The 22112-nt window shown below is 71.9% G+C and carries 18 protein-coding genes, 1 tRNA gene and 2 pseudogenes; 14 read left to right on the top strand and 7 right to left on the bottom strand.

The window, feature by feature from the left end; all coding sequences use genetic code 11:
* Positions 1-3 precede the first annotated feature (3 nt).
* From Y09_RS04255 to Y09_RS04245, 3 genes are all read right to left on the bottom strand, one after another.
* A complete protein-coding gene (locus Y09_RS04255; protein WP_234695625.1) occupies positions 4-645 on the bottom strand; it encodes a TVP38/TMEM64 family protein in 642 nt (213 codons plus the stop codon).
* 77 nt (positions 646-722) lie between these two features.
* Positions 723-1034, bottom strand: coding sequence for a putative quinol monooxygenase (locus Y09_RS04250; protein WP_053916405.1), 312 nt, complete (start codon positions 1032-1034; stop codon positions 723-725).
* Between the two features lie 170 nt (positions 1035-1204).
* The gene (locus tag Y09_RS04245; RefSeq protein WP_053916404.1) at positions 1205-2143 is read right to left on the bottom strand and encodes a Ku protein; all 939 of its coding nucleotides are present in this window, start codon (positions 2141-2143) and stop codon (positions 1205-1207) included.
* 100 nt (positions 2144-2243) lie between these two features.
* Here Y09_RS04245 and Y09_RS04240 point away from each other — a divergent pair, with 100 nt between their 5' ends.
* Both Y09_RS04240 and Y09_RS04235 read left to right on the top strand, forming a co-directional pair.
* The gene (locus tag Y09_RS04240) at positions 2244-4748 is read left to right on the top strand and encodes an ATP-dependent DNA ligase (RefSeq protein WP_053916403.1); all 2505 of its coding nucleotides are present in this window, start codon (positions 2244-2246) and stop codon (positions 4746-4748) included.
* A 494-nt stretch (positions 4749-5242) separates the two neighbouring features.
* A complete protein-coding gene (locus Y09_RS04235; protein WP_010550042.1) occupies positions 5243-5446 on the top strand; it encodes a cold-shock protein in 204 nt (67 codons plus the stop codon).
* 100 nt (positions 5447-5546) lie between these two features.
* Here the strand turns inward: Y09_RS04235 and Y09_RS18080 are convergent, their stop codons facing one another.
* Both Y09_RS18080 and Y09_RS18075 read right to left on the bottom strand, forming a co-directional pair.
* Positions 5547-6518, bottom strand: coding sequence for an alpha-L-rhamnosidase C-terminal domain-containing protein (locus Y09_RS18080; RefSeq protein WP_255351640.1), 972 nt, complete (start codon positions 6516-6518; stop codon positions 5547-5549).
* Between the two features lie 77 nt (positions 6519-6595).
* A pseudogene (locus Y09_RS18075) lies at positions 6596-7870 on the bottom strand (family 78 glycoside hydrolase catalytic domain); the annotation flags it as partial.
* Between the two features lie 107 nt (positions 7871-7977).
* Here Y09_RS18075 and Y09_RS04225 point away from each other — a divergent pair.
* The 4 genes from Y09_RS04225 (at position 7978) to Y09_RS04210 (ending at position 11690) form a co-directional block, all read left to right on the top strand.
* Complete coding sequence (locus Y09_RS04225; RefSeq protein ID WP_053916401.1) at positions 7978-8688, top strand: M50 family metallopeptidase; 711 nt, start codon at positions 7978-7980, stop codon at positions 8686-8688.
* 104 nt (positions 8689-8792) lie between these two features.
* Positions 8793-10277: a lipase maturation factor family protein gene (locus Y09_RS04220; protein ID WP_082358627.1), complete on the top strand. Its 1485-nt coding sequence runs from the start codon at positions 8793-8795 to the stop codon at positions 10275-10277.
* A gap of 49 nt (positions 10278-10326) precedes the next feature.
* Entirely contained in the window at positions 10327-10944 is a 618-nt protein-coding gene (locus Y09_RS04215) for a biotin transporter BioY (RefSeq protein ID WP_053916399.1), read from the top strand.
* A gap of 71 nt (positions 10945-11015) precedes the next feature.
* Entirely contained in the window at positions 11016-11690 is a 675-nt protein-coding gene (locus Y09_RS04210) for a helix-hairpin-helix domain-containing protein (protein WP_053916398.1), read from the top strand.
* 74 nt (positions 11691-11764) lie between these two features.
* Here Y09_RS04210 and Y09_RS18070 read toward each other — a convergent pair.
* Positions 11765-11848: pseudogene (locus tag Y09_RS18070) on the bottom strand (hypothetical protein); the annotation flags it as partial.
* 197 nt (positions 11849-12045) lie between these two features.
* On the opposite strand from Y09_RS18070, the gene Y09_RS04205 reads away from it, so the two are divergent.
* From Y09_RS04205 to Y09_RS04195, 3 genes are all read left to right on the top strand, one after another.
* Positions 12046-13782 (top strand): NAD-binding protein, encoded by a 1737-nt coding sequence (locus tag Y09_RS04205; RefSeq protein WP_053916397.1) that lies wholly within the window; start codon positions 12046-12048, stop codon positions 13780-13782.
* Positions 13783-13823: 41 nt separating this feature from the next.
* Complete coding sequence (locus Y09_RS04200; protein ID WP_053916396.1) at positions 13824-14300, top strand: peroxiredoxin; 477 nt, start codon at positions 13824-13826, stop codon at positions 14298-14300.
* Positions 14301-14407: 107 nt separating this feature from the next.
* Positions 14408-14496, top strand: a tRNA-Ser gene (locus tag Y09_RS04195).
* A gap of 60 nt (positions 14497-14556) precedes the next feature.
* Here the strand turns inward: Y09_RS04195 and Y09_RS04190 are convergent.
* A complete protein-coding gene (locus tag Y09_RS04190; protein ID WP_010550051.1) occupies positions 14557-15357 on the bottom strand; it encodes a GntR family transcriptional regulator in 801 nt (266 codons plus the stop codon).
* A gap of 265 nt (positions 15358-15622) precedes the next feature.
* Here Y09_RS04190 and Y09_RS04185 point away from each other — a divergent pair, with 265 nt between their 5' ends.
* From Y09_RS04185 to ppc, 5 genes are all read left to right on the top strand, one after another.
* The gene (locus Y09_RS04185) at positions 15623-16573 is read left to right on the top strand and encodes a transporter substrate-binding domain-containing protein (RefSeq protein WP_148639516.1); all 951 of its coding nucleotides are present in this window, start codon (positions 15623-15625) and stop codon (positions 16571-16573) included.
* Between the two features lie 46 nt (positions 16574-16619).
* Positions 16620-17396 carry an ectoine/hydroxyectoine ABC transporter permease subunit EhuC gene (gene ehuC / locus Y09_RS04180; protein WP_053916395.1) on the top strand — a complete coding sequence of 259 codons (777 nt, stop codon included), beginning with the start codon at positions 16620-16622 and terminating at the stop codon, positions 17394-17396.
* The gene (gene ehuD / locus Y09_RS04175; protein ID WP_053916394.1) at positions 17393-18052 is read left to right on the top strand and encodes an ectoine/hydroxyectoine ABC transporter permease subunit EhuD; all 660 of its coding nucleotides are present in this window, start codon (positions 17393-17395) and stop codon (positions 18050-18052) included. The genes ehuC and ehuD overlap by 4 nt, the downstream gene beginning before the upstream one ends.
* Complete coding sequence (ehuA, locus tag Y09_RS04170) at positions 18045-18842, top strand: ectoine/hydroxyectoine ABC transporter ATP-binding protein EhuA (RefSeq protein WP_053916393.1); 798 nt, start codon at positions 18045-18047, stop codon at positions 18840-18842. Before ehuD ends, ehuA begins: the two co-directional genes overlap by 8 nt.
* A gap of 216 nt (positions 18843-19058) precedes the next feature.
* The gene (ppc, locus tag Y09_RS04165) at positions 19059-21887 is read left to right on the top strand and encodes a phosphoenolpyruvate carboxylase (RefSeq protein WP_053916392.1); all 2829 of its coding nucleotides are present in this window, start codon (positions 19059-19061) and stop codon (positions 21885-21887) included.
* Positions 21888-22112 lie beyond the last annotated feature (225 nt).

Here is a 22112-nt window from a genome sequence, read left to right as displayed (position 1 = left end):
GGATCAGACCGCGCCGGCCGCCTCGCCGTCCGCGGCGGCGACGGCACGGGTTGCCCGCCAGCGCCGGTAGGAGAAGACCGTCAGGGCGAGCACGATGATCCAGGAGATCCCCACGACCGCGCCGTGGAGAACGTCCGGGGAGGCGAGGAAGGCGCCGATCGCGATGAGGGAGACCTGGCCGGGCAGCGCTGAGAGCGCTGTGGCCAGCAGGAACTCTTGGCTCGGGATGCCGAGCGCGCCGCTGCCGTAGTTCACCGGCCAGTAGGGGATGCCGGGGATGAGCCGCAGCGTGCACACCGCGTAGAAGCCGCCGCCCTCGAGGCGCTCCTCGACGACGCCCCGGTGCGAGCCGAGCGCCCGCATCACCGTCTCGCGGCCCAGGGCCCGGGCGAGCCAGTACGCACCGAGGCAGCCGGCCGTCACCCCGATCATCGACAGGAGCGTGCCGGGACCCAGGCCGAACAGCATCCCGCCGGCGACCGCCATGATCGTCACGGGGATCGGGGTCAGCGCCACCAGGGCGTAGAGGGCGATGAAGGCCAGCGGCGCCCAGGCGCCGAGGTCGTCGATGTCCGCGCGCAGCTCGTCCAGCGAGGGCAGGCGCACGTTCAGCGCGAGCCACACCATTACCAGCGCCGTCACCACGAGCGCGACGTTGCGCGCGATGGAGCCCCAGGGTGTGCTGTCCCGCTCCGCCCCGGGGCTCGTGCGCTCGGAGGTGCTCAGAGGGCGCCCTGCGCCTCGGTGCCCGCGGGGATCGGGGTCATGCGGGTGACGGTCGCAGGACCCTCGATGAGGTCGGCGATGTCGGCGCGGAGGATCTTCACCTGGTCGCTGTCGCCGTGGACGTCGAGGTCCTCCACCGTCGTCCACTTCTCGATCATGGTCACGGTGCCGTCCTCGGCATCGTGGATCGCGTAGAGCTCGCAGCCCTTCTCGGTGTGGACGGCCTCGATGCCGCGGCGCATGGCCTCGGCGAGCTCCTTCTGCTTGCCGGGCTTGGGCTGGAACACGGCGGTGACGACGACGGTCATGGGAACTCCTCGGGGTGCAGGAACACTGATCGTCCCCCATGGTGCCGTGCTCGACTGAACCGTTCCACCGCGTCCCACGCGGCCGGTCCGTCGTGGTCCTTCGCGGAAGACGTCCCCGGGGTGCAGTCCTCGCGCGCCGGCGCGGCGCTCCTCCCGGTCACCGCGCGGCCTCACGCGGACTTCTTCGAACCGCCTGATCTCTTGGCGGTACCGGACTTCTTGGTGCTGCCGGATTTCTTGGTGCCGCCGGATTTCTTGCTGCCGCCCGACTTCGTGGTGCCGCCCGACTTCTCTCCGTCGTCGCTCGCTCCCGTGTCGCCGCCGCGGCGCTTGCGCACGCTGCGCTCGAGGGCGTCCATGAGGCTGATGACCTTGCCGCTCTCCTCCGAGTCCTCCCCGGAGCTCTGCTTCCCGAAGGTCGCGTCGGTGTCCACCGTGTCTCCCTCCTCGAGCTTCGCCTCGAGCAGCCGGCGCAGCTCCGCCTGGTACTCGTCCGTGAACTGCTCGGGATGGAAGTCGTCGCTGAACTGCTCGACCAGCGCGGCGGACATCTCCATCTCCTTCGCGGAGACCTTCGACCTCGAGGGGCCGAAGTCGACCTCCTTGAGATCGGTCGGCCACCGCAGCGTCTGCAGCGCCAGCAGGTCCTCGTGCACCCTGAGCACGCCCAGGCGCGTCTTCGTCCGCAGCGTGAAGGTGACGATCGCGGTGCGCTCGGTCTCCTCGAGGGTCCGCCGCAGCAGCACGTAGGCCTTCGAGGAGCGGCCGACGGGCTCGAGGAAGTACGAGGTGCCCAGCAGGATCGGATCCACCTGGTCCGAGGGCACGAACTGCACCACGTCGATCTCGTCGTTCTCCTCCGCCGGGAGGGCGTCGAGCTCCTCATCCGTGAGCACGACGGTCTTGTCGCCGTCCTCGTAGGCCTTGTCGATGTGCTCGTAGTCGATCTCCCGCCCGCACACCTCGCAGCGCCGCTCGTAGCGGATCCGCCCGTGGTCGTCGTCGTGCACCTGGTGGAAGGAGATGTCGTGCGAACGTGTCGCCCCGTAGAGCTTCACCGGCACGTTCACGAGTCCGAAGGTGATCTCACCGCTCCATATCGCGCGCATGCCCCATGACACCACGCGGTGCGGCGCGCCGCGTGGAACGATCGGTCGGCGCCGCGGCCCGGCGCGTGACGGATCCGGTGATCGGGGGCACAGTGGGGACATGGCCACTCGAGAGCAGCAGGTGGAGATCGACGGGCGCCGGCTGAGGCTGTCGAACCTCGACAAGGTCCTCTACCCGGCCACGGGCACCACCAAGGGCGAGGTGATCGACTACTACCACCGCATCGCCCCGGTGATGGTCCCGCAGGCGATGCGTCGCCCGGCGACGCGCAAGCGCTGGGTGGACGGGGTGGGCACCGCCGAGTCGCCGGGCAAGGTGTTCTTCCGCAAGGACCTCGAGGACCACGCCCCCCACTGGATCCCACGCGCCGACATCCAGCACAGCGACGGCGTCTCCACTTACCCGCTCGTGGACGAGCCGGCCGTCCTCGTCTGGCTCGCCCAGCTCGCCGCGCTCGAGGTCCACACGCCCCAGTGGCGCTTCGACGCGGACCTCGAGCCCGCCCATCCCGACCGGATGGTCCTGGACCTCGACCCCGGCGAGGGGGCCGGCCTGGCGGAGTGCGCCCGTGTGGCGGCCTGGTGCCGCGAGATCCTCACCGACATGGGCCTCGAGAGCTTCCCGGTGACCTCCGGCTCCAAGGGCATACACCTCTACGCGCCGCTGGACGGCAGTGCGAGCTCCGAGGAGGTCGACCAGGTCGCGCACGAGCTCGCCCGCGCGCTCGAGACCGACCACCCCGAGGAGGTGATCAGCACCCAGACCCGTTCGAAGCGCACCGGCAAGGTCCTCGTGGACTGGTCGCAGAACAACGGCAAGAAGACCACCGTCTGCCCCTACTCCCTCCGCGGACGCCTGCGGCCCACCGTCGCCGCCCCGCGCACGTGGGAGGAGATCGAGGACCCCGCGCTCGCACACCTCGAGATGGCCGAGGTGCTCGAACGGGTCGAGGGCGGGATCGACCCCCTCGCGCCCCTCGGGCAGGACGAGGAGGGCGGCGGCGCGCCGGCCGGGCAGGCCCGCGACCGGCTCGAGGTGTACCGCTCGAAGCGCGACCCCGAGCGCACGCCCGAGCCCGTGCCCGGCCCCGGGGTGGGCAGCGAGGCCGCGCAGGAGGCGCTCGACGGCGCCGAGCCGATGTTCGTGATCCAGGAGCACCACGCCACGCGCCTGCACTACGACTTCCGCCTCCAGCACGAGGGGGTGCTCGTCTCCTGGGCGGTGCCCAAGGGACCGCCGCTCGAGACGGACGTGAACCGCCTGGCCGTGCAGACCGAGGACCATCCCCTCGAGTACGGCACCTTCGAGGGCACCATCCCCAAGGGCGAGTACGGCGGCGGGGACGTCACCATCTGGGACACCGGCACGATCGAGATCGAGAAATGGCGCGAGGGCCGCGAGGTGATCGCCGTCTGCCACGGACGTCCTGACGGCGGGCTCGGCGGCGTGCCCCGACGCTTCGCCTTCCTCCACACCGGCGGCATGGGAGGATCGCGCCGCTCCGCCGCGGCGCAGGAGAAGGCCGAGGCGAACTGGCTGCTGCACCTGATGAAGGACCAGCCCGAGGCCGACGGCGCAGAGGGACCAGGCCCCGCCTCCACGGGGACCTCGGAGGCCGCCCAGATGGGCGACCCGATCGCGCCGATGCTCGCCACCCTCGGGCGCCGTGAGGACATCCGCGACGAGGACGAGTGGGCCTTCGAGATGAAGTGGGACGGGGTGCGTGTCATCGCGACCGTCCTGGGCGACCGGGTCCGTCTGACCAGCCGCGGCGGCAAGGACCTCACCGTCACGTTCCCCGAGCTCGCCGAGCTCGTCGGCGCCGTGGCGCCGCCCCTGCGGGAGGCGGGGGAGACCGTCCTCGACGGGGAGATCGTGGCCCTGGACGGCCGTGACCGGCCCTCCTTCTCCCGCCTCCAGCAGCGGCTCGGCCTCACCCGGGAGCGCGACGTCGAGCGGGCCCGGAAAGACGTCGAGGTCCACGTCATGCTCTTCGACCTGCTCGTGCAGGGAGGCGACTCGCTGCTGCGCACCCCCTACCGGCAGCGGCGCGACCGGCTGTTCGAGGCGGTGCACGCCACCGACCACGTCCAGCTCCCGCACGCCGACCATGGCGACGTGGACCAGGCGATCGCCCTGTCGAAGGAGCTCCAGCTCGAAGGGGTGATGGCGAAGACGGAGAGCGGCGTGTACCGGCCGGGCAAGCGCACCCGCACCTGGATCAAGCTCAAGAACGCCCGTCACCAGGAGGTCGTGGTGATCGGGTGGCGCCACGGCAAGGGGGAGCGTTCCGGGACGATCGGCTCCCTCCTGGTCGCCGTCCCCGACCCGAACGGGGACCTGCACTACGCCGGCCGCGTGGGCACCGGGTTCTCCGCCCGCGACCTCGAGGAGATCGCGGGCCGGCTCCGCTCCCGCTCCCGGAAGACCCCACCGGTCGACGACGTCCCCTCCGCGGACCGGCGGGACGCCGAATGGGTCCGCGCCGACCTGGTGGGGGACGTCCAGCACACCGAGCGCACCGAGGACGGCCGGCTGCGCCATCCCGTGTGGCGCGGATGGCGCCCTGACAAGCACGCCGAGCAGGTGCGGTGGGAGACGTGAGGAGGGCTCCCGCGGTCCGCGGCCGGGTCCGCTGGATCACACCCGGGCCCCCGCACCCCGGCCGATGACGTAGTCTTGGCGTGCACGGCGCAGGATGCCTCCCTCGGGGGCGACCGACGACGGTCGCGCATCACCGACGAGACAGGGACTCCATCACCTCCTCCGCACTGCCCACGAACTCCTCTCCGCACCATCCCCGGTCGCTCGCAGTCCCCGCCGAGCGCTCCGCCCCCTCCCGGCTCCGAGCCGATGCCGACGCCCTCGTCGCCGCGCTCGCCGGAGGGGCACCCACGGCCTCCGGGCCCCAGAACGGCCGCATCGGCGACGTCACGTCGTCGGCCGCGGCTCAGGCGGCCCCCGTGGCCGCACCCGCAACCCGCCACGACGACCACACCGGTCGCCGTGCTCCCGGGATGCTCCCATCCGCGACGGCGCCGCCGTCACGGATCTACGGGTCACGGACCGTGACTCACGACAACGAAGGAAATACCGCCATGGCTACTGGCATCGTCAACTGGTTCAACTCCGACAAGGGCTACGGCTTCATCGCCCCCGAGGACGGCTCCGCTGATGTGTTCGCGCACTTCTCCGCGATCGTCGGCACCGGCCGTCGTGACCTCGAGGAGAACCAGCGCGTGGAGTTCGACGTCGAGCAGGGCCCCAAGGGTCTGCAGGCGACGAACATCCGCGCTCTCTGAGCTTCCGCACCACTTCGACGCCCGTCGTCCCGGCACCTGCCGGGGCGGCGGGCGTCGTCGTTCCCGGGGGAGCCGCGCAGCGCCCGCGTCCGCGGCGCGGTCACCAGCGGAGCAGGTGCTCTCCGGAGCCGAGCTCCTGCGGTGCCGCAGTGTCCGGCTCCTGCGGGAGCACGACCGTCGCGCGGGTGCCGTCCGGGACCGTGAGGACGAGGGTGCGGGCCTCGCGGTCGAGGTCCAGGACGATCTCGCCGGCGTCCGTCGCGCGGGTCATCACGATGCGGCCGACGGGGATGTCCGGATCGGGGGCGACGAGGAACTCCTCCCAGCCCTCCGGCCCTCGCCGCAGACCGGCGACGTGCTCGTGGAGCCAGGTCACGGGCGTGCCCATGAAGTAGTGGGAGTGCGAGCGCGGCTGCTCCCACATCTCCGCGAAGGGCGAGTTGCCGGCCTCGAGCCAGGCCCGCCAGCCGGGCGCTGTCGGGTTCGAGAGCACCCGCCACGCGAGCGCGCCGTGTCCGTGCGCGGAGAGGACCGGGAGCAGGAAGCGGACCCCGAGGTGCCCGCAGTCGTGGTGGTCGCCGCGGGTGGTGAGGTCGGCGACGAGGTGATCGACGACGACGCCGCTGTGCTCGCGCGGCACGATCCCGAAGGCCAGGGGGAGGATGTTCGAGGTCTGGCGGCAGGCGCTCGTGCCGGGCTCGCCGTCGGAGCCCGGGTCGCGGTAGAGGCTGCGATTCGTGTCGAGGAAGACGATGTTCACCGCCTGCTCGAGGGCGGCGGCGTCGGCGCGGAGCGTGTCCGGGGCGGGGAGGTCCGGTGCGAGCGGTTCGCCGGCCGATGTCGCGCGCTCGAGCGCATGGGCCAGGCGGCGCAGGGCGTGGGCGACCAGGAGCGTTCCCGACAGGCGCCTGTCCTCCGGGGCCGGGCCCGGGCTGCCGGGGGAGAGGTAGTCGCCGAGCACCGAGGAGACCAGCCCGTCCTTGTCCCGTCGGCCCAGCTCATGGGCGAGATACCGGGCCGCGGCCGCAGCGTGCCGAGTGACGAGGTCCGTCTCCCCGTACTCGCACACCATCTCGTCCAGCAGCACCGGCAGCAGGCACGTCCACTCCGGGGCGGGGAGAGCTCCTCGTAGCCCCAGCCGGGGCTCGGGGAGATCACCGCGAGGGAGCCGTCGTCCCGCTGGCCGTCCACCTGGTCCTCCAGCCACTTGCGCAGCATCCGGCGCATGTCGAAGCCTGTCGTCATCGCCGCGAGCGACGTCAGCGCGTCCCCCGTCCAGCCGTTCTTCTCCTGGCTCGGGGTGTCGGTGGGGACGTGGTGCATGTTGTTCAGCAGCGAGGCGCGCATCGCGCGATCCATCGCCTCGACGTGCGGGTCCGAGCTGGACAGCGTGCTCGCGGGGCGCAGGTCGGCATGGGCGAGGATCCCGGTGACCTGCACGCGCGCGAGGTCCCCGGGCGATGCCTCGAGCTCGACGTAGCGGAAGCCCTTGTAGGAATGGCGGGGCGCGAAGGAGCGGGCGCACCCGGGCTCCAGGCGGAGGCGGTCCTCCTGGAAGCGGTCCGTGTGCACGTGCTCGTTGCGCGCGTCGACCCGGCCGTCCTCCCGCAGCTTCTCCGCGTGGCGGGCCACGAGCAGCAGCGGCGGGTCGTCGGCCGGGACGTCCGCGCGCAGCTCGACGCGGCACCAGCCGGCGATCACCCGCCCCATGTCCAGCACGGTGCGGGTGGGCGAGGAGGAGACGACCTCGGGCGTGATCTCCTCCTGCTCCCGGATCGGCTCCTGGACCTGTCGGACCATCAGCGGCTCGGGGACCTCGCGGCCGTGGCCGCCCCGTCGGGCGCCGCGCCGGGAGGACGCCGCCAGCACCGGCGCCCAGTCCGAGTCGTCGTAGCCGGGGAGCAGCCAGGCCTCCGGGTCCTCGGCCGGGGCGAAGGTCTCGCCCTCGTACATCGAGTCGAAGGCCACCGGGCCCGGCCGGGTGCGCCAGTCCGGGCCGGTGGCGACGGCGCGCGAGGAGCCGTCGGCCAGATGCATCCGCAGATGCGCCCAGGCCCGCACCGGGCCCCGCCAGGGCGCCAGGTGCCAGCGCCACACGTTCGGGGTGGTCATCGCATGGAAGCCACGACCCAGCTCGATGCCCAGCACGTTCTCGCCGCGGTGCAGCAGCGCCCCCACCTCGAGCTCCCGCACCTGGATGCGCGCGCGGGGATCGGTGAGGCCGGGGTCCAGGCGCGCATCGTCCACCTCGGCGCCGTTGAGCGCGGCACGGAAGCTGCCGAGGCCCGTCACCAGCAGGCGGGCCGAGACCGGCGGGGCGGCCAGCTCGAAGGAGAGCCGCAGCAGCGGGTTCTGCGGGTCCTCGCCGGGGGCGGTGATCCAGGAGGCCAGCGCGGGGGAGAAGTCCTGGTCGACGTCGGGCATGCGGCGCCATCTGCTCCTCGGGGTCGTCGTCGACGGCTCCCGTCAGTCTTCCACGCCACCCGCTGAGCTCCCAGCAGCCTCCGGGCATGCGGTGCCACCATGGCCCGATGGACATCGGCGAGATCCTCGACGCGATCGGAGGGCGCCTCGCGCCCGGACCCGCCCCCGACGACGGGCCCTGGATCCTGCTCGCCCTGGCCGTCGCGGCGCTCGTCGTGGTGGTGCCGCCGCTGTGGCGGCTGCTGCGCCCCGGCGTGACGATCGTGCACGAGCTCGGCCACGCCGCCGTCGGGATCCTCATGGGCCGGCGCTTCACCGGCTTCGTCGTCTCCGCCGACATGTCCGGCCACGCCGTGACCGTCGGCCCCCGCCGCGGGATCGGCCGGATCCTCTCGACCTGGGCCGGCTATCCCGCACCCGCGGTCGTCGGCGCGCTGCTGGTGCAGATCGCGCTGCACGGCTGGGCGCGCACCGCCCTGTTCGCGGCGCTCGTCGTGCTGGTGGTGTCCCTCGTGTTCACCCGCTCCGGGCACACCGTCCTCGCCGTCCTCGCGAGCGCCGCCGGGATCGGGGCGCTGTGGTGGTGGGGCAGCCCTGCGCTCACCGCGCTGCTCACCCTCGCCGCCGGGGTGTTCCTGCTGCTGGGGGCCTGGCGCCACCTCGGCTCCGTGCTCCGCCGGGGCGGGCGGCAGGACGACCCCGGCCAGCTCGCCCAGCTCACCCCGATCCCCGCCGCGCTGTGGAACCTCAGCTTCGCGCTCGTGATCGCGCTGGGCAGCTGGTGGGCGGGGGCGACACTGGTGGATCTGCTGCGCTGAGGTCCGCCGAGAGGAACCTCGCCCAGGAGCGCGGCCGACGCGATGGCGCGCGCAGGCGGCGAGGGTGAGAATCGGGGAGCACCCGTGGCGCGGAGGTGAGGAGCATGGACTGGACGAGCTGGATCGGCCTGCTGGACGCCCAGGACTCGTGGATCGCCCGCGAGATCGTGCAGCGGGGCGTCGCGGCGGTGTACGTCCTCGCCTTCCTCTCGACCCTCCACCAGTTCCCCGTGCTGCTGGGGGAGAAAGGGCTCCTTCCCGTCCCTGACTTCCTCGAGCGGGCGGGGAGACGCGCCGGGCCCACGCTCTTCCGCCACGTCCCCTACAGCGATGCCCTGCTGCGCGGCATGTGCCTGGTCGGGATGCTGCTCGGGCTCGCCGTCGTGCTCGGACTGCCGCAGCAGGGACCCGCCTGGACCATGCTCGCGGTGTTCGGGGCGATGTGGGCGATGTACCTGTCGATCGTCTCGGTGGGGCAGATCTTCTACGGCTACGGCTGGGAGTCGATGCTGCTGGAGTGCGGCGCGCTCGTGGGACTGCTCGGCTCGCACGCCGTCCCGCCGCCGCAGCTGATGATGCTGTTCCTCCTCTGGCTGCTGATCCGCCTGGAGTTCGGGGCCGGGATGATCAAGATGCGCGGGGACCGCTCCTGGCGGGACCTCACCGCGATGGACCACCACCACGAGACCCAGCCGATGCCCGGCCCGCTCAGCCGCACCGCCCACCTCATGCCCCGCTGGTGGCACCGGGCCGAGGTGCTCGGCAGCCACGCAGTGCAGCTCGGGATCATCTGGCTCGTGCTCGCCCCGCAGCCGGTCGCGTCCTTCGCCGCCTGCGCCGTGATCGCCACCCAGCTGTTCCTCGTCGTGACCGGGAACTACGCCTGGCTGAACTGGCTGACGATCCTCGTGGCCTGCGCCGCGATCTCCGACGGGTTCTGGCGCTGGCTGCTCGGGGGCCCGTTCCCGGGGTGGAGCTGGTTCGGGGTGCCGCTGAAGGCCGACGGCGGCGGCGCGGGCGCGGACGTGTCCTCGCCGCTGTGGTGGACGGTGCTGGTCGCCGCCGCGTTCGCGGGTCTCGCCGTGCTCTCCAGGAAGCCGCTCGCGAACCTGTTCTCCTCGCACCAGCTGATGAACGCGAGCTTCGACCGCTTCCACCTCGTGAACGCCTACGGCGCCTTCGGCTCCATGACCGAGCGGCGGTACGAGGTGCTCATCGAGGGGACGGAGGACGCCGCGGGGCACCACGCCGACGAGGAGACCTGGCGGGCCTTCGAGTTCCGCGGCAAGCCCGGCGACCTGCGCCGCCTGCCCCGGCAGGTCGCGCCCTATCACCTGCGGCTCGACTGGCAGATGTGGTTCCTCGCGCTGCGGCCCGGCGCCGAGCCGTGGTTCGTGGTGCTGCTCGAGCGGCTCGCCGACGGGAATCCCGGCGTGCGCCGCCTGCTCGCCCGCGACCCCTTCGACGGCCGGGGGCCGACGGCCCTGCGGGTGCGGTACTGCCTCTACCGCTACGCCCGGCGCGAGGAGCGGCGGGACGGCGGCGCACGATGGGTCGCGACGGACCTCGGGGTGATCGCGCGGCGGTGAGTGCGTACCCTGGGACCTCGTCGTAGCTTCCCAGCCCCCGAGGAGTCCCATGTCCGCGATCGCCGTCCCGGCTCGCCGTCCCGTCCTGGCCGACGCCCTGGCCCCGCACCGCAGCCTGCTGCGCGACGCCCTGCTCGTCGTCGCCGGTGTCGCGGTCGTCGCGGTGCTCGCCCAGGTCACGATCCCGCTGCCGCTCGTGCCGATCACCGGGCAGACGCTCGGCGTGATCCTCGTCGGCGCGGCGCTGGGCTCCCGCCGCGGGGCGATCTCGCTGGCGACCTACATGGTCGTCGGCCTCGCCGGCGCGCCCGTCTTCGCCGAGTTCTCCGGCGGGCCGGCGATGGTCCTCTCGCCGAGCTTCGGCTTCGTGCTCGGCTTCATCCCCGCCGCCTTCGTCGCCGGCTGGTTCGCCGAGCGTGCCTGGGACCGCCGCCCCGTGCTCGCCATGACCGGTTTCGTCGCCGCGAGCGTCGTGCCCTTCCTCGTCGGCGTGCCGTACCTCGCGATGATCCTCAACGCCGTGATGGGCGCGGGCGCCGACCTCGGCGCCGTGCTCGCCGCGGGCCTGTGGCCCTTCATCCCCGGCGGCCTGGTCAAGGCCGCGCTCGCCGCGCTTCTGATCCCCGCCGCGTGGAAGGGCGTGCGCGCCCTCGACGAGCGCCGCTGAACCCCGCAGCCCCGACGAGCCCCGCCGCCGACGCCTTCCCGTCGGCCGCGGGGCTCGGTCATACTCCTGCCATGAGCGCACTCGATACCCCCATCGGCGCCGTCCCCGGCGTCGGCGCCCCCGCTGCCCGCGCCCTCGCCGAGCAGGGGATCACCACCGTCGACCAGCTCGTCGAGCGCGACTGGGCGGAGCTCGCCGAGCTGCACGGGGTGGGTCCCGCCTCGGGCAGGCGGCTGCAGGCCCTGCTGCTCGAGCACGGCGAGGGGATGACGAACCCGCCTGCGCCGGACCGCGGCCGCACCACGGCCACCCAGGGCGCGACCGGGAAGAGCGCGAAGGACATCACGACCCACGCCACCTCGATGGGCCCGGCCGACTACGTCGACGGCCTTGAGGGCAGGCGCCGCGAGGAGGGAGCGCGGCTGCTGGAGCTCTTCGGCCGCGCCACCGGCGAGCAGGCCACGATGTGGGGTCCGAGCATGATCGGCTACGGCGAGGTGCACTACCGCTACGCCACCGGCCGGGAGGGCGACACCTTCCAGCTCGGCTTCAGTCCTCGCAAGGCCGACCTCGCCCTCTACGGCATCCAGGGCTTCCCCCGCTCCGACGAGCTGCTCGAGAAGCTCGGCAAGCACCGCCGCGGGGTGGGCTGCGTGTGGGTGAAGAAGCTGCCGGACATCGACGAGTCGGTGCTCGAGGAGCTCGTCGCCCATGCCTGGCAGAGCGGGCCCGGCACCGTGTGCTGAGCCCGCAGCCCTCGGGTCGGCCGACGAACAGCCAGAGCAGCAGGACCATCCCGGGGCCCACCGGCGGGGATCGCCAGCTTGATGAACGGCATCTTCGCCTGGTGCGCCACTGCGATGATCAGCGGGGCCAGCACGATGAAGGCGATATCATGGAACATCGCCAGGCCGATCCGGTCGATCAGGGTGAAGGCGATCTGGTCGGCCGCGCCTCTCCGGGCGCCGGGGCGGTGCGCGGGCGAGGTGAGGCTCGGCTCAGGCATCGGGAGCGGGGTCGCCCTCGGCCCGCCATGGGCCTACGATTCGAGCGGCCGCGACCGCGCGGCCGCAGGAGACCGACCGGAGAGCGAGGGCAGCCATGGGCCAGACGGCGCGCGAGCGCCGACGTGCGGAGCGGCATCCGCTCGTCGGCCGACGCTCCAAGGCGGGGTTCGTGATCCTCGGCGTCGGGGCGACGATGGTCATCGCCCATGCCGCGGGCTTCAAGCTGCTCATGCACCTCGAGGGCGACGAGCACTCCTGGGTGAGCGCGATCTACTGGACCATCACCACGATGTCCACGCTCGGCTACGGCGACATCACCTTCGACGACGACGCGGGGCGCCTGTTCTCCCTGTGGGTGCTGCTCAGCGGCGTGGTCTACATGCTCGTGCTGCTGCCCTTCTTCGTGATCCAGTACCTGGTCACGCCGTGGCTGGACCATCGCCGCGCCACCCGCACCCCGCGCAAGGTCGCCCCCGCGCTCAGGGACCACGTGCTGCTGGTCGGCTCCGACGCCGTCACCCAGGCCTTCGCCGCCCGCGCCGAGCGCTCCGGCATCCCCGCCGTGATGCTGCTGGAGGACGCCGTGAAGGCGGGGGAGCTGCACGACCAGGGCCGGCAGGTCGTGGTCGGTCCTCTCGACTCCGCGTTCACCTATCGCAACGCGGGCGCGGCACGGGCGCGGCTGGTGATCTCCACCCTCTCCGACCACGCCAACACCAACGTCGCCTTCACGGTGCGCCAGGCCGCCGCCACCGTGCCCGTGGCCGTGACCGCCTCGAAGCCCGCCTCGGTGGACGTGCTGAACCTCGCCGGCGCCGACCACGTGCTCGAGCTCGGGCAGGTCCTCGGCCGCGAGATGGCCTCCCGCGTGCTCGGCTCCACCGGCCGTGTCCACGCGATCGGCACCATCGGCGACACGATCATCGCCGAGGCCGCGGCGCGCGGCACCGAGCTGGTGGGGAAGTTCCTCGGCGAGGCCGTCGAGATGCAGCGCTCCCGGGTGCGGATCCTCGCCGTGCTGCGCAAGGGTCGGCTGCGCGCGATGACCCCGGACCTGCGGATCACCGACGGGACCGTGCTGGTCCTGGCGGGCACCGCCGAGGACCTCGCCCAGTACGACCGCCGGTTCCAGTGCGGCGAGGTCTCCGAGGAGCAGCCGGTCGTGATCGTCGGCGGCGGGCGCGTGGGCCGCGCCGCCTCCCGGGCGCTCAGCGACGGGGGCGTCCCGAACACGATCGTCGAGATCGAACCGGGCCGGGTCGAGAACTCCTACTCGGTGCTCGAGGGGACCGCGAGCTACGCCGTGGTCCACGGGGACGCCGCCGACCAGCGGATCCTGCGCCGCGCCGGCCTCGAGCACGCCTCCGCCGTGCTGGTCACCCCGCGCGACGACGACCTGAACGTCTACCTCACCCTGTTCTGCCGGCGCCTGCGGCCCGAGCTTCAGATCGTCTCCCGTGCCACCTACGAGCGCAACGTCGCCACCCTCTACCGCGCCGGGGCCGACGGGGTGCTCTCCTACGCCACCATCGGCGCCACCGACCTGTGGAACCACGCCGGCTTCAGCCACCGCGTGCTGCTGGCCGAGGGCAACGAGCTGTTCCTCGCCCCCTGCCCGGCCTCCCTCATGCGCCGCCCCCTCCGGGACGACGAGGTGCACCGCCGCACCGGCTGCGACATCGTCGCGGTGCTCGAGGCGGACGGCACCCTCGGCTACGACGTCGAGTCGATCCCCGCTTCCTCGGAGGTGCAGCTGCTCCTGCTCGGGGACCGCCACGCCGAGCGGCGCTTCCGCGAGACCTATCTGGGCCGCCGCCTGCGCCGTCGCTAGGCTGGACGTCCTGCCCCGCCCCTGACCCGTTTCGGAGGATCATGTCGCCCGCCCCCGTGAAGCTCGCCGTCGGCGACGCCGCCCCCGCCCTCGACCTGCCCACCGCAGGCGGCGGGAGGATCACCCTCGAGGACCTCCGCGGCGCGCCGGCGCTGCTGTGGTTCTACCCCGCCGCGAACACCTCGCTGTGCACCAAGCAGGCCTGCGACCTGCGCGACAACCACCGGATGTTCCTCGACGCCGGCTACCGCGTCATCGGGATCTCGCCCGATCCGGTCCCCGAGCTCGACCGCTTCGTCGCCGAGCAGGACCTGCCCTTTACCCTCGCCTCCGACGAGTCCCACGAGGTGATGACCGCCTACGGTGCCTGGGGCGAGAAGAACATGTACGGGAAGATCGTCCAGGGCACGATCCGCTCGACCTTCGCGATCGACGAGGCGGGCGTCCTCACCTTCGTGAAGTACCGCGTGGGCACCCCGAAGCACATCGCGCTGCTGCAGGAGAAGCTCGGCCTCTGAGCCACGGGCGGGCAGGGGGAGGTGTGACGCGAACCGCTCCGCCTCGCTTTGGCGCACCCCGCTCGCTCCCGTATGCTGGCTCGGCGTGCCGCGACACCGCGGCGCCAGGAGACGTGGCAGAGCGGCCGAATGCGCTCCCCTGCTAAGGGAGTAGGCGACTACAATCGCCTCGGAGGTTCAAATCCTCTCGTCTCCGCCGAAAAGGCCCCTCACCAGCGATGATCTCGCCGGGAGGGGCCCTTCTCGTGTCCGGCCCTCACAGGGCCGGCGACTCGCCCTCCAGGGTGGTCCACTCCGGCCCGTCGGACTCCAGCAGGTCCGGGTCGCGCACCAGGTCCTGCTCCTCCACGTCCCCGCGCAGCCGTGCCGCGAGCGCCCGCAGCGACTCGCGCAGGAGTTTGCGCGCGGTGGAGGCGTCGCCCGCCTCGAGTGCGGCGACGAGCTGCTCATGGGTGTCGGTGAGGTCCGCGCGCACGCCGTAGCCGCGAGGATCGGAGAAGGTGCCCATGCGGGTGAGGATCACGATCGTGTTCATCGCCGTGACCAGGAACCGGTTGCGGGAGATCTCCGCGAGGCGCTGATGGAGGTCGAGGTCGGCGTTGCCCGCCTCGATCACCTCGCCCGCCGCGAGCGCGCGACGGGTCCGCTCCACACACTCCCGCAGCGGGAACAGCAGGGCCGGGATCTGCTCCTCGTCGCCGTCGGCGCGCAGAGCGGCCACGTGCTCGGCGACGTTGGTCGCCGCCTGCATCTCGATGCCGAGGCGGTAGTCGATGAAGTCCGACAGGGTGCCTGCGTCCATCGTCGTCACGAACAGGCCGCGGCCCGGGATCTGCGTGAGCAGCCCGTCGCGCACCAGGCGCTGGCACGCCTCGCGCAGCGAGGAGCGGGAGATGCCCATCTGCTTGGAGACCTGGACCTCGGGGATCGTGTCCCCGGGGCGGAGGTCGCCGACGAAGATGGCGTTGCGCAGCTCGAGCTCGGCCTGGTCGATGATCGAAGGACGGCGGATCGGCTGCATCATCGGCAGCCGGACGGAGTCCTGACGAGGGGGCATGGGTCCTCCTGAGTCTGTGCGCCGCCTGGGGGCGTGCGAGGACACCATCATCCGCTCCCGCCCCGGCCCGGCGCACGCCCGGGAGGAGTCATCGCTGTCACAGTCGCGGGCGACGCGGGCGGATCACGACCCCATCACGAATGGGCGGCGAGTCGTGGACGCCTGTCGATCCGCCGGTACGGTGACCAGGAATCCGATATCCAGAGATCCGATTGTCCGACACGACGAGCGTGCGCGGCAACGATCTCCCGTCGAGAGGGACCCCATGCACAAGGGCCGCACCACGCAGCGCAGCGCGCACGACCGACGAACCTTCTTCCGCGGCACGGGCCTGGTGCTCTCCGCCGCGGCCCTGGGCGGCGGGCTCGCCGCCTGCAGCCGCACAAGCACCGGGGGCGGTGGCGGGACCGGCAGCGACGGCGGCGGCGGGGACCTGCTCAGCCGCCTGCAGGAGGCAGGCACCATCACCGTCGGTTTCGCCGGCGAGGCGCCCTACAGCTTCGAGGAGGGCGGCGAGGTCATCGGCGCTACCGTCGCCCTGCACCGCGAGATCTTCGGCGAGCTCGGCATCGACACCGTCGAGGGCAAGCTCACCGACTGGGGCTCGCTCATCCCGGGCCTGAACGCCGGCCAGTTCGACGCGGTCAGCGCCGGGATGTCGATCCTCCCCGACCGCTGTGCGCAGGCCGCCTTCAGCGAGCCCGAGTTCCAGTACACGACCGCCCTGATGGTCCCCGTGGGCAACCCCGAGGGGCTCGAGACCATGGACTCCTTCGTCGACTCGGGCCTGACCGTCGCGACCATGGCCGGCGCGGTCGAGTCCGACTACGTCGCCGCCCTCGAGCTCGACGCCATCGAGGTGGGCGGGCCGCAGGACGGCGTGGACGCGCTGAAGTCCGGCAACGCCGACGCCTTCGCCCTGACCGCCATCTCCCTGAACTACCTCGCCGACAACACCGTCGACGACGTCGAGGTCACCGAGAGCTTCGTGCAGGAGATCGACGGCGTGAAGCAGGTCGGCGCCGGCGGCACCGTGTTCCGGCAGGAGGACACCTCTCTGCTGGACGCCTACAACGAGAAGCTTGCCGCGATCATCGCCGACCCCGAGCGGTACCTCTCCATCGTCGGCGAGTACGGCTTCGGCGAGGAGGAGCTGCCGCCCGAGGAGATGACCACCGAGATCCTCTGCTCGGGCGATCTCTCCTCCCTGCAGTGAGCCCCGCACCCTTCCGCGCCGCCCCGGCGCGAGAGGCGAGGCGTCGATGGACGGCGTGATCGGCTTCCTCCACGACATCGGGCCGAACCTGCAGATCCTGCTCGACCGCTCGCCGCAGATCCTGCAGGGCCTGCGGACCACGGTGCTCGCGACCGTCCTCGGCGGGCTGCTCGCGCTGCTGATCTCGTTCGTGTTCGGCATCGCGCAGGTCGCGAAGCCGGCCGCGGTGCGGGTTCTCGCGCGCATCTTCGTGGAGTTCTTCCGCGGCACCTCGCTCGTGGTCCAGCTGTTCTGGCTCGCGTTCGTGCTGCCGCAGCTGCCCTATCCCTTCGGCTTCCAGCTCGAGCCGCTGCTCATCGGCGTGCTCGCGCTGGGGCTGAACTACGGCGCGTACGGCGCCGAGGTGGTGCGCGGCTCGATCGGATCGGTGCCCAAGGGCCAGTACGAGGCGATCAGCGCGCTGAGCCTCAGCCCCGCCCGCGGTATGTTCCGGATCGTGATCCCGCAGGCGTGGGCGCTCATGCTGCCCTCCCTGTCCAACCTCTGGATCCAGCTGCTCAAGGGCAGCGCGATCGTCAGCGTCGTCTCGCTGTACGACCTCTTCTTCCAGGTCGAGCAGGTCCGTGACCGGACCGGCACCTGGTTCGCCTATCTCTTCGCGCTGCTGGCCTACTACCTGATCGCCTGGGTCATCGTGATCATCATGAACGGCCTGGAGATCCGAGCGAAGCACAGGATCGGACGCGGCCCCGCCCTCAGCTCCTCCTGGCGCGCGCTCTTCCAGGCGCCCGGAGCGAACACCAAGGAAGGAGCCGTGGCATGAACCCGTCCACGTCCTGGTGGGACTGGAGCCACGCCGCTGCCGTCCTGCCCTCGCTCCTCCTCGAGGGCCTGAAGATCACGCTGATCGCGACAGTGCTCGGCACCCTCATCGCGCTCGTGCTCGGCCTGGCCGTCGCGATCATCCGCCGCACATCCCCCACCGCGATCGCCACGCCCTTCACCTGGGTGGTGGAGTTCATCCGGATGACGCCGCTGGTGGTCCAGCTCGTGTTCGCGAACCTCGTGCTCTCCCCGTACATCGACTCGACCCTCGCCATCGGCATCTGGGTGCTCGGCATCCACTACACGACCTACATGGCCGAGGTGTACCGCGCCGGCATCGACTCGGTGCCGACGGGCCAGTGGGAGGCGGCCACCGCGCTGTCCCTGCCGCGACTGCGCACCTGGCGGGCGGTCGTGGTGCCGCAGGCGATCCGCAACACCCTGCCGGCGCTGGGCAACTACGCGATCTCGATGTTCAAGGAGACCCCGTTCTTCGTGGTCATCTACATCCCCGAGCTGGTGCGGGTCGCGCAGAACTACGGCTCGACCTACTTCCGCTACACCGAGGCGATCACGCTCGCGGGCCTGATCTTCCTCGCCGCCAGCTATCCCACCTCCCTCCTGATCCGGAAACTGGAGAAGAAGCTTGCCTGAGAACACTGCCCCGCCCGATCCCGGGACCGCGCCCCACATCGAGTTCCGCGACGTCGTCAAGCGGTTCGGCGACAACACCGTCCTGCAGGGCCTGGACTTCACCGTCTCCCGCGGGGAGCGGGTCACCCTCATCGGGCCCTCCGGCTCCGGCAAGACCACGATCCTGCGCCTGGTGATGACCCTCGAGGAGCTCACCGACGGATACATCCGCGTCGGCGGCGTGCCGCTGCAGTACGAGGAGCAGGGCGGGAAGCGGGTGCGCATCCCGGACAAGCGCCGGCGCCGCACCACCACGGACATCGGGATGGTCTTCCAGCACTTCAACCTGTTCCCGAACATGACCGTGCTGGAGAACATCGTCGAGGCGCCGATCCACGTCAAGGGGCTCTCCCGCGCCGACGCGGTCTCGAAGGCCGAGGGGCTGCTGGCGAAGGTCGGGATGGGGGAGAAGCGGGACATGAAGCCCTCGCAGCTCTCCGGCGGCCAGCAGCAGCGCGTCGCGATCGCCCGCGCGCTCGCGATGGACCCCGAGATCCTGCTGCTGGACGAGGTGACCTCGGCGCTGGACCCCGAGCTGGTGGGGGAGGTGCTCGCAGTGCTGAAGGACATCGCCGCGGAGACCGACATCTCGATGCTCATCGTCACCCACGAGATGCAGTTCGCCCGCGACGTCTCCGACCGCGTGATGATGTTCGACCAGGGCTCGATCGTGGAGGAGGGCCCTCCCGCGCAGATCTTCTCCGAGCCCGCGCACCAGCGCACCCGCGACTTCCTCCGCGCGGTGCTCTGAGCGGGTGCGGCCGACGGGATCCAGCGTCCGTCGGCCGCCCCTTCTGCGACCGACGCGCCCGCCCGCGTGCTGTCCGCCCAGTGAGGACCGGGACGGCTCCGCTGCGAGCGCCTGTAGTCTGTGCCCGTTCGTTCCGCGCCGACGCGGTCGCCCTGAGCGCGCCCTCGGCGCGTCGGAAGGCGGCCGTCCGTCGACGTGCCGACCCCAGGAGGCCCTGTGCCACATTCCGACGCCATCGCCGTCCCGACACTGACGAGCGAGTTCCCCGTCGTCGGCGACGACCCCCATATCGACGCCCCGCTGCGGGCGACGGTCCGCCGCCTCTCGACCCTGCTCGGCCGCACTCTGGCCGACCAGCACGGTCAGGAGATGCTCGACCTCGTCGAGCAGGTCCGCAAGCTGACGAAGGAGGCGAAGTCCGCCGACTCCGAGGCCAGCGCCCAGGACGTCCAGGCCCGCCTCGCCTCCCTGCCCATCGAGCAGGCGACCGCGCTGACCCGCGCCTTCACCCAGTACTTCCTGCTGGCGAACGCCGCGGAGCAGGTCTACCGCGTCCGCGCACTCGAGGAGCGGCCCTCGAGCGAGTCGTGGGTGCCGCGCACCGTGCGCGCCGTCCACGAGGAGCTCGGCGCCGAGGGCCTGCAGAAGGCCGTCGACTCCCTCGACGTGCGCCTGGTGTTCACCGCGCACCCCACCGAGGCCTCGCGACGCGCCGTGCTGACCAAGCTGCGCCGCATCTCCGACCTCCTCGCCGAGGAGACCGAGGAGGACACCCCCGAGCGCCGTCGCCAGGACCGCGACCTCGCCGAGCTGATCGAGACGCTCTGGCAGACCGACGAGCTGCGCCGCTCGCGCCCCACCCCGCAGGACGAGGCCCGCAACGCCCTCTACTACCTGCGCCAGATCTTCCGCCAGACCATGCCGGAGATGCTCGACGACCTGCGCGAGGAGCTGCGCGCCCACGGCGCCGACCTGCACGACGGCCAGGTGCCGCTGCGCTTCGGCTCCTGGATCGGCGGCGACCGCGACGGCAACCCCTTCGTGACCGCCGAGGTCACCCGCGACGTGCTGAAGCTCCAGGCCGAGGCCGCGATCGACGTGTCCCTGGAGATCATCTCGGACCTGATCCTCGAGCTCTCGGTCTCCTCCGAGCTGACCGGGGACGACGAGGAGCTGCGCGCCAGCCTCGCCGAGGACCTCTCCCACGACTCCGAGGTCGACAGCACCCAGCAGTCGCTCTACGACCAGGAGCCCTACCGGCTCAAGCTCGGCGCGATGCGCTCCAAGCTCAGCGCCACCCGCGAGCGGATCCGCTCCGGCGAGGCGCACGTCCACGGCGCCGACTACGGCGACACCCAGGAGCTGCAGGACGACTTCCAGGTCCTGCGCGCGGCGCTGCGCCGCCACGGCGGCCGCCGCGCCGCTGACGGGGCGCTCGCCATCGCCCAGCAGGTGCTGGCCGCCTCCGGCCTGAACCTCGCCGCCCTCGACGTGCGCGAGCACTCCGAGAAGCACCACGAGGTCGTCGCGCGGCTCTTCGACCGCGTCGGCGAGCTGGACCGCCCCTACACCGAGCTCGACCGCGCCGAGCGCACCACCGTGCTCTCCCGCGAGCTCGGCAGCCGCCGCCCGCTGGTCGGCTCCGCGATCACCGAGGACGAGTCGATCCTCGACGACGCGACGCGCACCACCTACGGGGTGTTCCGCGAGATCCGCGATGCGCACCGCCTGTACGGCACCTCCGTCATCGAGACCTACATCATCTCGATGACCCACGGCGCCGACGACGTGCTCGCCGCCGCGCTGCTCGCCCGCGAGGCCGGGCTGCTCGACCTCACCGGTCGCGAAGAGAAGCGCGCCGACCTGGGCTTCGTGCCGCTGCTGGAGGAGGTCTCCGAGCTGCGCCACGCCGGCGAGATCCTCGACCAGCTGCTCTCGGACCCCTCCTACCGGGAGATCGTGCGCCTGCGCGGCGACCGCCAGGAGGTCATGCTCGGCTACTCCGACGGCAACAAGGACGCCGGCGTCATCACCAGCCAGTGGGAGATCCACCAGGCACAGCGCGCCCTGCGCGACACCGCGGCCCGCCACGGCGTCACCCTGCGCCTCTTCCACGGCCGCGGAGGCTCCGTCGGCCGCGGCGGCGGCCCGACCTACGACGCGATCCTCGCCCAGCCCTACGGGGTGCTCGAGGGCGAGATCAAGTTCACCGAGCAGGGCGAGGTCATCTCCGACAAGTACATGCTCCCCTCCCTCGCCCGGGAGAACCTGGACCTGTCGCTCGCCGCGGTGCTCGAGGGCTCGGCCCTGCACACCGCCCCGCGCACCCCGGAGAAGACCCTCGAGCGCTTCGGCGAGGTGATGCAGCACGTCTCCGACGCGGCCTTCACCCGTTACCGCACCCTGGTCGACGACGAGAACCTGCCCGAGTACTTCGTCTCCTCCACCCCCGTGGAGCAGCTCGGCGACCTGAACATCGGCTCGCGCCCCTCCAAGCGCACCACCTCGGACAAGGGCCTGGACGGCCTGCGGGCGATCCCGTGGGTGTTCGGCTGGACCCAGTCGCGCCAGATCGTGCCCGGCTGGTTCGGCGCCGGCTCCGGCCTGAAGGCCGCCCGCGAGGCCGGCCTCGAGCCCGACCTGCACGAGATGTACCGCTCCTGGCACTTCTTCCGCACCGTCATCAGCAACGTCGAGATGACGCTGGCGAAGACGGACATGCAGATCGCGGCGCACTACGTGCACTCGCTGGTGCCGGAGAACCTCTGGTACCTCTTCGACCGTATCCGCGAGGAGTACGAGCTCGCGGTCTCGGAGATCGAGCGCCTCACCGGCGTGCTGAACCTGCTGGACAACCAGCCGATCCTCAAGCGGACCCTCGCCGTGCGCGACCGCTACCTGGATCCGATCTCCTACATGCAGGTCGCGATGCTGCAGCGGGTCCGCGCGGCGAAGGAGCGGGGCGAGGAGCTCTCGCCCGAGCTGCAGCGCGCGCTGCTGACCACCATCAACGGCGTCGCCGCGGGGCTGAAGAACACCGGCTGAGCCGGCAGCACGTCACCCCCTGGGCCGCGCCATCGCAGCGGCCGACGGGGCCGGGCAGGGCAGACGCCCCGCCCGGCCCCGTCGTCAGGTCGGCCGGGTCCCCGCGTCGGTCGGGTGGGGCGGGGCCTGTCTGGCTTCCGACGGTCGTGGCCTCGAACCGAAAGGCGTATTTCGACCGGTATGGGGGAGGCCGCCTCAACGGGTGAGTGCGACTCCTGAGGAGGG

Origin of the sequence: Brachybacterium sp. SW0106-09 (assembly GCF_001293905.1) — a bacterium.
GTDB classification, from domain to species: Bacteria; Actinomycetota; Actinomycetes; order Actinomycetales; family Dermabacteraceae; genus Brachybacterium; species Brachybacterium conglomeratum.
The sequence above is the reverse complement of the archived record's forward strand: the minus strand, read 5'-3'. Positions and strand labels throughout refer to the sequence as shown.